The following is a 13,475-nucleotide window of genomic DNA, read 5'->3' on the forward strand; positions in this document are numbered from 1 at the left end:
CTGTCCTTCGGACATCTCCCCGCACTGCGGGGAGTCACCCCCGAACCCCTTTTCCAAAGACTTTTTGCCACAAATTTTCAGCCTTACAGGGTACTCGTGTAGAAATAACTTGTTTAGTATTACTATGAGTGAGTACCCTGTAAGGCTGAAAATATAAAGTAAAGGCTCTGAAAATGATCGCGGTGAACACATACTCAAAGAGTCCCTCCAATAATACATATAAACATCTGCATAAGTACAAAGATAAAACAGCCACAAAGAAGCATATATTCTTCTTCATGGCTGTATTTTTTATCTGTCAGTTCTTATCAATACAGGAAATCCCTGAGTCTCTTGCTTCTGCTTGGGTGGCGGAGCTTTCTGAGTGCCTTTGCCTCGATCTGACGTATACGCTCACGGGTAACGTCGAAACGCTCTCCTACTTCCTCGAGAGTACGTGCCTTGTTGTCCTCAAGTCCGAAACGGAGCTTAAGCACCATTGCCTCACGCTCTGTCAGTGTATCAAGAACTTCGTTGAGCTGTTCCTTAAGGAGAGTATTTGAAGCGGACTCCTCAGGTGCAGGAGCGTTATCATCAGGAAGGAAGTCTCCAAGGTGGCTGTCCTCCTCCTCACCGATAGGAGTTTCAAGAGAAAGTGTATCCTGCGAGAAGCGTATTACCTCGCGGACCTTTTCGGGAGTTATACCTATCATCTCGGCTATTTCCTCGTGAGTAGGCTCACGGTTGGTCTGGCTGAGGATAAGGTTAGCTGCCTTCTTTATCTTGTTATGAGTCTCGACCATGTGAACGGGGAGGCGGATATTTCTTGAATGGTCGGCAATAGCACGGGTTATAGCCTGACGTATCCACCATGTTGCATATGTAGAGAGCTTGAAGCCCTTTGAGTAGTCGAACTTGTCCACTGCACGGATAAGGCCGATATTGCCCTCCTGTATAAGGTCAAGGAACTGCATTCCTCTTCCCACATACTTCTTTGCGATACTTACAACGAGACGGAGGTTAGCTTCTTCAAGGCGCTTTTTAGCCTCTCTGTCGCCGTCTGCGGCACGCTGAGCGAGTTCAGCTTCTTCCTCTGCGGAGAGAAGCGGATAGTTACCAATATCCTTAAGATAGAGCTTAACAGGATCGTCGATAGCGATTCCCTCTGTAGAAAGTGACTTTTCAAGGTCATCAGCCATATCAAGGTCCATATCAAGATCATCGTCAAGGCTGAGTGAGTTGTCGATATCAAGGTCGTCAACTATCTCGATGTTGTTTGCCTCACAGGTATCATAGATACCGTTGATCTGATCCACATCGAAATCCATTTCCTCGATAGCGTCTGTAATTTCCTTTGTTGTGAGCTTTCCGCTGACCTTTCCCTTTTCGATCAGCGCTTCGATCGTCATCTTTTTTTCCATTCTGTTCCCTCCTGATCAATCCAGAAAATCTTTGACTTTTTTACTTCTGCTTGGGTGACGAAGCTTTCTGAGTGCCTTAGCTTCTATCTGTCTTATACGTTCACGGGTAACGTCGAACTGTAAGCCCACCTCTTCAAGGGTGCGCTGTTTTCCGTCATCAAGACCGAATCTAAGACGAAGCACCTTTGCCTCACGGTCCGTAAGCGTAGAAAGAATATCGTTGAGCTGTTCCTTCAGCACTGAACGTGAAGCGGCTTCGGCTGGTGCAGGTGCATCATCATCGGGGATGAAGTCTCCGAGGTGGCTGTCCTCCTCCTCACCGATAGGAGTTTCAAGCGACACAGGATCCTGTGCAACCCGCATTATCTCACGGACCTTGTCCACAGGCATATTCAGCTTTTCAGCTATCTCATCAGGACTCGGATCGTGTCCGTTCTCGTGAAGGAGCTGACTTGACACCTTCTTTACCTTGGCGATAGTTTCAACCATATGAACAGGGATACGTATAGTTCTTGCCTGATCCGCAATAGCACGGGTTATAGCCTGACGTATCCACCATGTTGCATAGGTACTGAACTTGAAGCCCTTGGTATAGTCGAATTTATCAACAGCCTTGATAAGTCCGAGGTTTCCCTCCTGTATAAGGTCCAGGAACTGCATTCCTCTTCCCACATACTTCTTGGCGATACTTACCACCAGTCTGAGGTTTGCTTCGGAAAGGCGCTTCTTTGCATAGCTGTCGCCCGTCACCATACGCTGGGCAAGTTCTATTTCCTCCTCGGTAGTAAGGAGCGGAACTCTGCCTATCTCTTTAAGGTAGATCTTTACGGGATCGTCGATAGCTATTCCCTCTGTGGAAAGCGCCATTTCAAGGTCATCCGTCATATTTGAATCGAGACCGATCTTAAGGTCGGTATCCTCTGCCATATCCTCGATTATATCGATGTTGTTCGCTTCACAGCTGTCATAGAAATTATTCAGCTGTTCAACGTCGAAATCAAGTTCCTCAAGAGCGTCTGTTATCTCCTTGGTAGTAAGCTTTCCTGAGGCTTTACCTTTTTCGATAAGGACATCGATAGTATTCTTTTTAGGATCCATAATGAATTCCTCCTCAATAACTAACTTATATTTATCTGTCTCTGTATCAGGTATCAAAAGAAAATGTCAGAGTAAACATTCTGTCATCACGCATATACTGCATGTTTTTCATACTGAATCCGGCAAGCTTTCTTATCTTTTTCTTTGCAAGAAGCTCATCAACCGCCTTGCAGTAGACATCGTAATTATCGAACATCATTTCGCACATGCCCTTGTCCTTTGAAGCTTCAAGGCATTTTTTCACCTTATCCGAATCATACTCGGTGAAGTAAGCGTCATTCTGTCGGAAGTAGTTATATTCTGTAGCCGTACACTCTGGAGCGAAGTTCTGTTCGCGGTCCAGCGATCTTGTACGGCGCATCATTTCACTTGTTATCATGAAGTAGGTGTCATTTACCACAAGTCCGCCTTTTTTCTCCATATCAAGGTCATCCCATGTAACATCGACCCAGTAGTAGTCGCCGTCCAGCTTTACATAGTTCCATGCGTGAGAATCACCTGCGTATGGGTATCCCCATGAATAGCCGCATTCGATGCCTGCCTTGCGCATAAGAAGTGAATAAGCATTGGTATATCCCGCACACACAGCCTTGCCTTCTACGAGACAGCCGTAAGCCGTATAACAGAACACTGCATCCTTGTCATTCAGCGCAGCATGGTCATAGTAGCAGTTCTCGGCGATATAATCGTGAAGGAACTTTGCCTTGTCGAAATCCGAGCTTCCCTCGGGGATAGAAGCCACTATCTCGTCCACCTTATCAAGAAGTTCCTGATGCATCTTCATTTCCTCTTCCTTGGTATAGTCCTCGGGAAGAACGAAGTCTATCTTGGTAGTGTTCGACTTTGTGGAGTTATAATAGGACTGAAGCCAGAAGATATCGGGATGGTCATTGTGTATCTTGTCAAGGAACCACTTTACCTCACGTCTTGTGAGTTTTTCGGGTATCTCGATAACGTCTGCATAGTCCGCAAGCTTTGCTGATATATCACCGTACCACTCATGATCGGCAGGATCAAAGGAATGTTCGATCGGCACATCGGGTTCAAGCTCGTACTTTTCAGGCTTTTCCACGTCCGAACCCGAAACTGCGGGAGCAGAACATCCCGATACGGTAAGCATCACAGCAGATGCAAGTATAGCGATAATATTTCTTTTCATATTTTCTCCTGTATAAAATTATGTGATCAGTTCCTTTTTGAACTGAACAGCGCCCTCAGGTCATCATCGGAAATGCCGTTCTCCTGATCGGATGAGGGCCTTGTATTTTTCAGTACCTTAACGCAGTCTGCGAAAACCTGCGGATTAACTTCAAGTTCACGGTTCTGCGCTTCCATTCCGCTTATTTTGCCCATTTCATCCACCGAAAATTCATCGGCAAGAAGCGAAAGCGAAAATCTGTCACTGTTTTTCATCCTGTCAAGCAAAGCGGAATAAACCCGCTTATTGAAGTCTGTAACGAATATCTCAGGCGGTGCATCCTTTTCTATGCTCTCCGCTTCCTGAGGACGCCTCAGCAGATAGAATATTATGGTCTCTTCCGCCTTAGCCTCTCGTTTATGCTTTACTGCCTCGGGATTTATGTCATCACGGACGTATGTTGCCCGTGCGGTTATATTCTTCCATTCCTTCTTCTTGAAGCTCTTTCGCTTTCCGAACCGTACTGCGTCCACACGGCTTTTCAGTATATCGTATGAAAAGCTGTACTTTTCTGCGGTGCTTCTGGTATAGACCTCTCTTTCGATATCGTTTCCGATATCGGCGAGTATCTCCGCAGTTTTATTCAGAAGGAGCGTCTTGCCGTGTTCTGTATCGGCATCGACTCCCTCGGCGCATCGTCCCAGAAGGAATAGCATCGAATCTCCCGAACCGTCAAGAAGCATACGGAAGCGGTCCGCACCGTATTTCTTTATGAACTCGTCAGGATCCTTTGCGCCTTCTATCTTAAGTGTTTTTGCAGTAACTCCTACGTCGCTGAAGTGCTTTACCGCCTTCTGAGTAGCATTCTGACCTGCCCCGTCGCTGTCGTAGGAAATTATGACCTCGTCGGCGTAGTGGCTTATGAGCCTTGCCTGTTCGGGAGTTATAGCTGTTCCCAGTGTGGCAACGACGTTCTCAAAGCCTGCCTGATTTACTGCGATAACGTCCATATATCCCTCGCAGAGGATGAGACGCTTGGAGTTGGAATTTTTTGCGAAGTTCATGGAAAACAGGTTGTTTCCCTTGTCGAACACGGGAGTATTTCCCGTATTCAGGTATTTCGGCTTGGAATCGTCAAGAACTCTTCCGCCGAATCCGATTATATTGCCGCGGAGGTCCACTATTGGGAACATCACGCGGTTACGGAACATATCAAAGACACGTCCGTTTTTTGATCTTCCGCCAAGCCACGCATCGATTATTTCATCGTCGCTGTAGCCCTTGCTGCGGAGCATATTTGTAAGCTCGTCCCATGAATCGGAAGCAAATCCGAGACCGTATTTCTTTATGGTCTGGGGAGTGAGCTGTCTGTCGTGGAAATATTTCAGCCCCGCCTTATTGCTTCCCTTTACGAGATTGAGGTAGAAGAAGTTTGCGGCAAGGCGGTTCATCTCATAGATGCGTGTACGGCGCTGGGTATAAGCCTTATCCTGACCGTTCCCGTTATAATCGGGGACCTCCATCCCTGCCCTCTGGGCGAGGAATTTCACAGCCTCGTGGAATGTGAGGTTCTCTATCTTCATGATGAAGGTTATAACGTCTCCCCCTGACTGACAGCCGAAGCAGTAGAAATGGGGATCGTCCATATACACCGTACAGGACGGAGTTTTCTCCGAATGGAAGGGACAGTTGCAGACGTAGTTCCTGCCGCGTCTGATAAGGTGTACATAAGAGCTCATTACCTGATCTATGGGATTGGCATTTACGAGCGCATAAAGGAATTCATCGTTCTGCGGCATTTAGTCCTCACTTCCAGAATTTCGGCACAAAAAGGTCGGTATAAAGGTCAACGGCATAGCCGTCGCTCATACCCGAAATATAGTCGCAGACTGCTCTGTCGGCATCAGTGTCGTGAGCTATCTGTCTGTATTCGGGCGGCAGTTTATCTGTATTCTCAATGAAATACGCATAGAGCTTGCGGACGAGCAGTTCGGCCTTTGCTTCCTCCTGCTTTGCGGCAGGATTGGTATAGACTCTCTCGAACATGAAGTCCTTGAGATCGTCGTGAGCCTTGCGTATATCGCTTGCGAAATCTATCTCATAGGCGCCGTTCTGAATAACAGAGGCGATGAGGGTAGTTATGCGCTTGGTCTTGGTATTTCCCAGTACCCTGACGCATTTCGGCGGCAGGTCGAAGGGAGTTAATATCCCTGCACGTATAGAGTCCTCTATATCGTGGTTTATGTAAGCTATGGTATCGGCAAGTCTTACCACATTGCCCTCTTTGGTAGAGGCTATCATATTGGTATGGCAGGCAATGCCGTTCTTTACTGCGAAGGTAAGGTTCAGTCCCTTGCCCTTTTTTTCAAGTGTTTCAACAACTCTTACGCTTTGCAGATAGTGCTTGAAGCCGTGGGGACAAATATCGTTCAGCACCGCTTCTCCGCAGTGACCGAAAGGAGAGTGTCCCAGATCGTGACCTAAGGCGATAGCCTCGGTAAGGTCCTCGTTCAGGCGAAGTCCTCTTGCGATAGTACGAGCTATCTGAGCAACTTCCAGTGTGTGCGTAAGTCTTGTGCGGTAGTGATCGCCTACAGGAGAAAGGAATACCTGTGTCTTACGTTTGAGTCTTCGGAAGGAATTGCAGTGAAGGATACGGTCTCTGTCCCTCTGGAATTCTGTTCTGTAGGGACACTTTTCTTCGTATCTAACTCGTCTGGTATTCTCCTCGTCAACGCTTGTGCAGGCATATCTGCTCAATATAGCGATCTCGTTTATCTCTGTCTGCTCACGAACTGTCATACTATCACCCCTTAGCGCATTATTTCCTATATACTTATACCTTGTTTATTAAAAAAACCCTTTTTTTAAATTGATTTTTTCTTATAAAATCTGCTGTTATTTTATTACCGATGAGAAGTCCTCATACAGTTCCCCCATATCCGTTACGTTTACGGAACCGTTAGTAGCTTCGGTAAGTTCTTTCATAAGCGGAAGGAGCATCTCGTTGAGCACCAGCAGGTCCAGTGTAACGTCACTGCCGAAATCGGAGTTTTCTGTTATCGTCTGATAATTCGGCAGGATGTAGCTTATCTTGCCGTAAAGTCCGTAATCGGTAACAAGTCTTATACGGTGACAAAGCCGCATATCCATGATATGAGCCGCATCACACGCAAGGGAAGCGGCGTGGGAATATGCTCTTACAAGTCCGCCTCCGCCAAGAAGTATACCTCCGAAATAACGGGTAACTACCATGCAGACATCAGTAAGTTCGCGCTTTTTCAGAACGTCAAGCACGGGCACTCCCGCAGTTCCCTGTGGTTCGCCGTCATCGGAATATCGGGAAATATTGTCCTGACGCACTATATACGCATACACATTGTGACGAGCCTTGCGGTGCTGCGCCTTTATGGAGTTGACGAACTCTACAGCCTCGTCATTTGTCTTTACGGGAGCTATATACCCTATAAATTCCGAACGCTTCTCAATAAAGGAAGCTGTGGCAGGCTTTGAAACAGTGAAATAGTTCATATTTTTATCGTGTAAAGCGGAAAAAAGCCGGTCATAGACCGGCTTGTGATTACTTATCGAGATTGAAACGCTTATTGAATCTGTCAACACGTCCGCCTGTATCAACAAGCTTCTGCTTTCCGGTATAGAACGGATGGCACTTTGAGCAGATTTCAACCTTGATGTTCTCCTTAGTAGACATAGTTTCGATCACGTTACCGCAGTGGCAAGTAATTGTAGTCTTCTTAAACTCAGGATGGATTCCCTCTTTCACGATTGTCACCTCTTTCGATTTATTTTTGTAAATCGGTCAGCCCATCAGTTCCTTTAGACAGTAGTGCCGTTGTACATTACATTTATATATTATATCACACTGAGCCGTGTGTGTCAAGCACCGGAAAAATATTTTTCTCATTTAACTTATATACTGTCCGCGTCCGCTTTATCCGTTCCACTCTGACTTTTTTATTATTGCTCCACCAATTAACTCTTGAAGAAATATTGCGACGGACTGGCAGAGAAAGGCAAGGAAGAAAGCCGCAGGAATACTGTCGCATTTCAAGACTTTCTGACGCAGTATTTCGCTGTCAGGACAAGCAAGAAAATTCAGGAGTTAGTTGGGGGAGCAATATGTAAACGAACTATTGGACAAAATGTTAAAATTACTGTATTATTGTTGACTTTAAGACGTCGATGATGTATAATTAAAGTGTCAGAATTTGTCCGAAATTTCGGCTGCTGCCGCCGTAAACGGCAGTCCGCGCCCTCTTTTGCGGAGATAGGAGAGTTTATGAGTATTTTTGACCTTTCAAAAAAACCTCCTGAGCTTAGCCGCGATTGGCAGGTGTTCCAGCAGTTCGTCGGAAACATCGGCGCCTTTACCTACATTGCCAAGGATAAAGCCGCTTACCTCGACGACTCCGCCTGTCATATGCTCTCTTGCAGCAATAAGCTCAACGAGTTTGAGTTTTTCAACCTTCTTGAAAAAATATCCAAGTGTCCCGTTGAAGGACAGAAGCATATCTACAGCTTCACAAACGGCAATACAACTAAGTTCCTGAAGATGAATATATACGAGAACAGCGACGAATGGCTGGGATTCATCCAGGATTTCACACGCCAGATGTCAGGTACGGGATACTCCAGCTTCGTGGACTATGATCCCGTTACACGGCTTCCCTCATACCCTTCCTTCTCCCAGAAGATAAAGGATATGCTGCCCGACCTTAAGAGCTGCTGCCTTGCTACGCTCTTCCTTAACGGCGTTGAGAAGCTCGGTTCATTCCTGACCGTGGACAGCACCAACAGCTGTATAACCTCTGTATGCGAGGCTCTCAAATCCTTCGGCGGAGAGAATATCATCCTCGGTTCAAAGTCGAATTACGAGATATTCGTCTTCTTCAAGGACTGCGATAAGATGCAGATATACAATCTGCTCAACAGCATGGACGAAGCTGTTCAGAACTGCGTCATCACCGATGACTTCGGCGAGATAATCGACATCTCGGATAAGAGCCGTCTAAGCCTTTCCATAGGATGCTCTTCCTATCCCGATGAGGCTTCCGATTTCAACATGCTTGTGAACTATTCGGAATTCGCCCTCTATGAGGCAAGAAACTCCAAGAGAAGCGTTATAAACTGGTTCTCGGAGGAAAACTACATCCGTGAAAAGGATTCCTACAAGAACGCTCAGCTGTTCACACGTATAGTACAGGAGAATCTGCTCACCTACTGCATGCAGCCGATAGTTGACGCAACTACGGGAAATATCGTCGCTTACGAGGCTCTTATGCGTACAACAGGCGATATCAAAATGCCGCCGAAGCAGATACTTGCTATCGCTGAAAACCAGAATAACCTTTACAGCATCGAAAAGCTTACCCTCTTCAACACCATGAAGATACTCAGCGAAAATCAGCAGATATTCAATGAAAGAAAGCTTTTCATCAACTCAATGTCCAACAGTCTCCTTTCGGATGAGGACTTCAACGATCTCTACCTGACCTACGGCGAACTCCTTGAAAAAGCTGTTATCGAAATTGTCGAGGACAGTGTCGCTTCAAACGATTCAATCGAGCTTATAAGAAAGCGCTGCGCTTTCACTCACTCGCAGCTTGCTATCGATGATTACGGTACAGGCTACGCTACAAGCTCCAATCTGCTCAAATACACTCCCGACTATGTAAAGATAGACCGTTCACTTATCAGCGATATCCACAACGACCTGAAAAAACAGCAGCTCGTTACACAGATAGTGGAATTCTGCCGCGATAACAACCTTATCTCACTTGCTGAGGGCGTAGAGACCGCTCACGAGATGCGTACCGTTATCCGTCTCGGAGTTGAACTCATTCAGGGCTACTACACTTCAAAGCCCAAGCCTCTCTTCCTTGACAGCATCTCAAAGGACATCAAGGACGAGATAATCAAGACTAACCTCGAAAGCCGTCCCGACGGTTCAAGGAAGATATATTCCGCAAGAAATGATACGGAAATAGACCTTCTTAAGCTCGCTCTTGAAAAATATACCGATATTCAGATATACCAGAGTCAGCTCACTATAGTCGGAGATCCCGATAAACCCGTTAAAATGAACATCACTGTTATGGATAACCACAGCTGTGAGCTTACCCTTAAAAACGTGAATATCATAAGCGCTAACGGCAAACCCACTATTTCCGTCGGCGAGTACGCAAGGCTCGTACTCAACGTTTCAAAGACCAATAAGATCGGCAACTCGGGTATCTATGTTCCTATGGGTTCGCAGATCGAAGTTGTGGGCAAGGGTTCACTCACTATCGACTGCTACGCTTCAGAAGGAATCGGCATCGGCAATGATTACGACCACAGCTACGGCGATATCACTATCGATATGACCGGTACCCTCGAAATAATCAGCAACAGCGTTGAGACCCTCTGCATCGGCGGCGGCTTCAACGATGACGACTCTGAGATAAAGCTCCTTTCCGGCAATGTCAAGATCTGTATGTACACTCACAACGGTCTCGGCATCGGAAGCTTCAACGGAGATTCAAATATCCTCCTCTCAGAAAAATGCAGCCTCGATATGACACTTTCGGGAAATAACGTAACAGGTATCGGAAGCTGCAAGGGTATCTCAACTATAACTTCCTCTTCCGATATAAAGCTCTACTGCACAGGTGCAAACGCAGTCGGTATCGGCGTTCTCGATGACGGCGAAGGAAGCATCATCATCGACAAGGGTACTATAGACATGAAGATGCGCTGCGGTAAACAGGCTTGTATCGGTTCTATGAACAGCAACGTCAATACAAAGATATGTGATGCCACTATCAATATCGATGTGGAAGGCGACCTCGCTACAGGTATCGGCGACCACAACGGCAGCGGCAGCATCGCTATCATCGGCTCGGAAGTAAACGTTTCCATGCTTGCAGGCAATCCGCTTGACATAGGCTCTAAGAACGGTGACGTTATAATACAGCGCTCCACCGTAAATTCACTGGTTAATAACCAGAGGATCACTCACACTAATAACTGATCTTACAGGATCAGATCATAAAAAAGAAAGTAAGGTAATAATTTAATGAAACTTGGTATGGTTGGCCTTCCTAACGTAGGCAAAAGCACTCTTTTCAACGCTCTGACCAATGCAGGAGCAGAATCCGCAAACTACCCGTTCTGTACTATCGAGAAAAACGTCGGTATAGTATCAGTTCCCGATGAAAGGCTCGATAAGCTGGCAGAAATGTACGAGCCCGATAAGTTCACTCCCGCAACTCTCGAATTCGTGGACATCGCAGGCCTCGTAAAGGGCGCTTCAAAGGGTGAGGGACTCGGAAATAAATTCCTTGCGGATATCCGTGAGGTGGACGCTATCGTTCACGTAGTCCGCTGCTTCGAGGATACCAATATCATCCACGTTGACGGAAGCATCAATCCCGTCCGCGATATCGAGACTATCAATCTCGAACTCATCTTCTCGGATATCGAGATGATAGACCGCCGCATCGACCGCGCTAAAAAGGCTGCAAAGGGCGATAAGAAGTACCTTGCGGAGATAGACTTCCTTGAAAGACTCAAGGCTCACCTTGAAAACGGCAAGTCTGCAAGAGGATTCGATTTCACCGACGACGAGAGAGAGCTTATCAAGTCCACTCCCCTCCTCTCGGCAAAGCCTGTTATCTATGCAGCTAACCTCAGCGAGGACGACTTCACCAACAACATCGAGACCAACGAAAATTACAAGCAGGTCTGCGCTATCGCAGCAGAAGAACACTCCGCTGTACTTCCTATCTGCGCTCAGATAGAAGCAGAGATATCCGATATGGGCGACGAGGACAAGGCTATGTTCCTCAGTGAGCTCGGTCTTGAAGTTTCAGGTCTCAACCGTATTATAAAAGAAGGATATTCACTCCTCGGACTTATCTCCTACCTCACAGCAGGAAAACAGGAGGTCCGTGCATGGACTATCACCAAGGGCACAAAAGCTCCGCAGGCAGCAGGTAAGATACACACCGACTTTGAAAAAGGCTTCATCCGTGCAGAAGTTATTTCCTTCGATGCACTTATGGAGTGCGGTTCAATGGCTGCTGCAAAGGAAAAGGGACTTGTCCGCCTTGAAGGAAAGGAATACGTTATGCAGGACGGCGATATAGTTCTTTTCAGATTCAACGTCTGATTATACAAAGTGCACAATTATCTCCCCTGTTATATGTGCAAAGAGTGAAATTTCCGAAAAACACTTGCATTTCGCAAAAAGTTGTGATATAATTCACACATAAGGTCAGATGAACTTATTTCAAAGTCATCTTAACCTTATCACACTTCTTGTGATCTTACGAAAGGGGGCGCTTCTATGGGTGTACTGTTCTGGGCTATTATGATCGTTGTATTCGTTATTGCCGAAGTCGCTACGGTCCAGCTCGTATCTATCTGGTTCGCACTTGGTGCGTTCATTACTATGATATGCAGCTATTTCTTCGATATAAACACGTTCGGTCAGCTTGTGATCTTCATCATTTCTTCGTCTTTCTTCCTTGCACTGACCTTCCCGTTTATGAAGAAACACCGTAAAGCTAAACATGTTTCTACAAATGCAGAACTTGATGTCGGCAAGAATGCGGTCGTGATCGAGGAAATCAACAAGGATAACGGTACAGGACGTGTTACTCTCAATGGCGTTGACTGGAGCGCAGTTTCTTCAGACAGCTCAGTCATCCCAAAAGGAAGTATCGTTACCGTTACTCAGGTTCAGGGCGCTAAGCTCGTTGTAGAGCTTAAGGATTAATAAACTCTCCCGGCAGGGAGGAATAAAAACATTTTGTTTTGGAGGAATTAACTATGGATTTTTTCAGGATCGTTATTGCTGTGGTCATCATTTTCCTGTTGTTCATCATCATCAGAAGCATCAGGATCGTTCCGCAGGCTCACGTTTTCGTAATCGAGCGTCTCGGCTCATTCTACGCTGAGTGGGAAACAGGTCTTCACATACTCGTTCCCTTCATCGACCGCATCGCAGGCCGTGTTTCACTGAAGGAAAAGGTTGTAGACTTCAAGCCTCAGCCCGTTATCACCAAGGATAACGTTACAATGCAGATAGATACCGTTGTGTTCTATCAGGTTACAGACGCTAAACAGTATATCTACGGTGTTGAAAGACCTCTCGCAGCTATCGAGAACCTTTCAGCTACTACTCTTCGTAACATCATCGGTGAGATGGAGCTCGATGCTACACTTACTTCCCGTGATGTTATCAACACAAAGATCACTTCTATCCTCGATCAGGCTACTGACCGCTGGGGTATCAAGGTAAACCGCGTTGAGCTCAAGAACATCCTGCCTCCTCGTGAGATACAGGACGCTATGGAAAAGCAGATGAAGGCTGAGCGTGAGCGCCGTGAGAAGATACTTCAGGCAGAGGGTGACAAGAAGTCACAGATCCTCGTTGCAGAAGGTGAAAAGGAATCACAGATCCTTCGTGCAGAGGCTAAGAAGCAGGCTCAGATCCTCGAAGCAGAGGCTGAAAAGCAGGCTATGGTACTCCGTGCGGACGCTGTAAGAGAGCAGAAGATACTCGAGGCTACCGGTGAAGCTAAGGCTATCGAAATGGTTCAGCAGGCACTTGCTGAGAGCCTTGTTAAGCTCAATGACGCTAACCCGAGTGAGAGAGTTATCCAGCTCAAGTCACTTGAATCACTTGCTAAGGTCGCTGACGGACAGTCTACAAAGATCATTATCCCAAGCGAGATACAGGGCCTTGCAGGTCTTGCAGCAGGCATCAAGGGCGTAATTGAAAAATAACATACTGCAATAAATACATGAAGCCATAGTACCTTTAAAAGGTA

General features: G+C 46.4%; 11 protein-coding genes. 4 read left to right on the top strand and 7 right to left on the bottom strand.

Features of this window, described 5'->3' with window-relative positions; translation table 11 throughout:
• Positions 1 to 308: 308 nt before the first annotated feature.
• From rpoD (BT127_RS05205) to rpmE, 7 genes are all read right to left on the bottom strand, one after another.
• Positions 309 to 1,400 carry an RNA polymerase sigma factor RpoD gene (gene rpoD, locus BT127_RS05205; protein ID WP_075423970.1) on the bottom strand — a complete coding sequence of 364 codons (1,092 nt, stop codon included), beginning with the start codon at positions 1,398 to 1,400 and terminating at the stop codon, positions 309 to 311.
• Positions 1,401 to 1,415: 15 nt separating this feature from the next.
• On the bottom strand, positions 1,416 to 2,498 hold the full coding sequence (gene rpoD / locus BT127_RS05210; protein WP_075423971.1) for an RNA polymerase sigma factor RpoD: 1,083 nt from the start codon (positions 2,496 to 2,498) through the stop codon (positions 1,416 to 1,418).
• Positions 2,499 to 2,544: 46 nt separating this feature from the next.
• Positions 2,545 to 3,657, bottom strand: coding sequence for a transglutaminase domain-containing protein (locus BT127_RS05215; protein WP_075423972.1), 1,113 nt, complete (start codon positions 3,655 to 3,657; stop codon positions 2,545 to 2,547).
• A gap of 26 nt (positions 3,658 to 3,683) precedes the next feature.
• A complete protein-coding gene (gene dnaG / locus BT127_RS05220; RefSeq protein WP_075423973.1) occupies positions 3,684 to 5,435 on the bottom strand; it encodes a DNA primase in 1,752 nt (583 codons plus the stop codon).
• Between the two features lie 7 nt (positions 5,436 to 5,442).
• Positions 5,443 to 6,438, bottom strand: coding sequence for a deoxyguanosinetriphosphate triphosphohydrolase (locus BT127_RS05225; RefSeq protein ID WP_075423974.1), 996 nt, complete (start codon positions 6,436 to 6,438; stop codon positions 5,443 to 5,445).
• Between the two features lie 96 nt (positions 6,439 to 6,534).
• The gene (locus tag BT127_RS05230; protein WP_075424055.1) at positions 6,535 to 7,167 is read right to left on the bottom strand and encodes a YigZ family protein; all 633 of its coding nucleotides are present in this window, start codon (positions 7,165 to 7,167) and stop codon (positions 6,535 to 6,537) included.
• Between the two features lie 49 nt (positions 7,168 to 7,216).
• Positions 7,217 to 7,420, bottom strand: a complete 204-nt coding sequence (rpmE, locus tag BT127_RS05235; RefSeq protein ID WP_075423975.1) for a 50S ribosomal protein L31 — start codon at positions 7,418 to 7,420, stop codon at positions 7,217 to 7,219.
• Positions 7,421 to 7,936: 516 nt separating this feature from the next.
• Here rpmE and BT127_RS05240 point away from each other — a divergent pair.
• From BT127_RS05240 to BT127_RS05255, 4 genes are all read left to right on the top strand, one after another.
• Positions 7,937 to 10,669, top strand: coding sequence for a GGDEF domain-containing protein (locus tag BT127_RS05240; RefSeq protein ID WP_075423976.1), 2,733 nt, complete (start codon positions 7,937 to 7,939; stop codon positions 10,667 to 10,669).
• Positions 10,670 to 10,714: 45 nt separating this feature from the next.
• Entirely contained in the window at positions 10,715 to 11,809 is a 1,095-nt protein-coding gene (gene ychF, locus BT127_RS05245; RefSeq protein ID WP_075423977.1) for a redox-regulated ATPase YchF, read from the top strand.
• 177 nt (positions 11,810 to 11,986) lie between these two features.
• A complete protein-coding gene (locus BT127_RS05250; protein ID WP_075423978.1) occupies positions 11,987 to 12,418 on the top strand; it encodes an NfeD family protein in 432 nt (143 codons plus the stop codon).
• A gap of 53 nt (positions 12,419 to 12,471) precedes the next feature.
• Entirely contained in the window at positions 12,472 to 13,431 is a 960-nt protein-coding gene (locus tag BT127_RS05255) for an SPFH domain-containing protein (protein ID WP_075423979.1), read from the top strand.
• Positions 13,432 to 13,475 lie beyond the last annotated feature (44 nt).

The organism is Ruminococcus sp. XPD3002, assembly GCA_900119535.1.
GTDB classification, from domain to species: domain Bacteria; phylum Bacillota; class Clostridia; order Oscillospirales; family Ruminococcaceae; genus Ruminococcus; species Ruminococcus flavefaciens_H.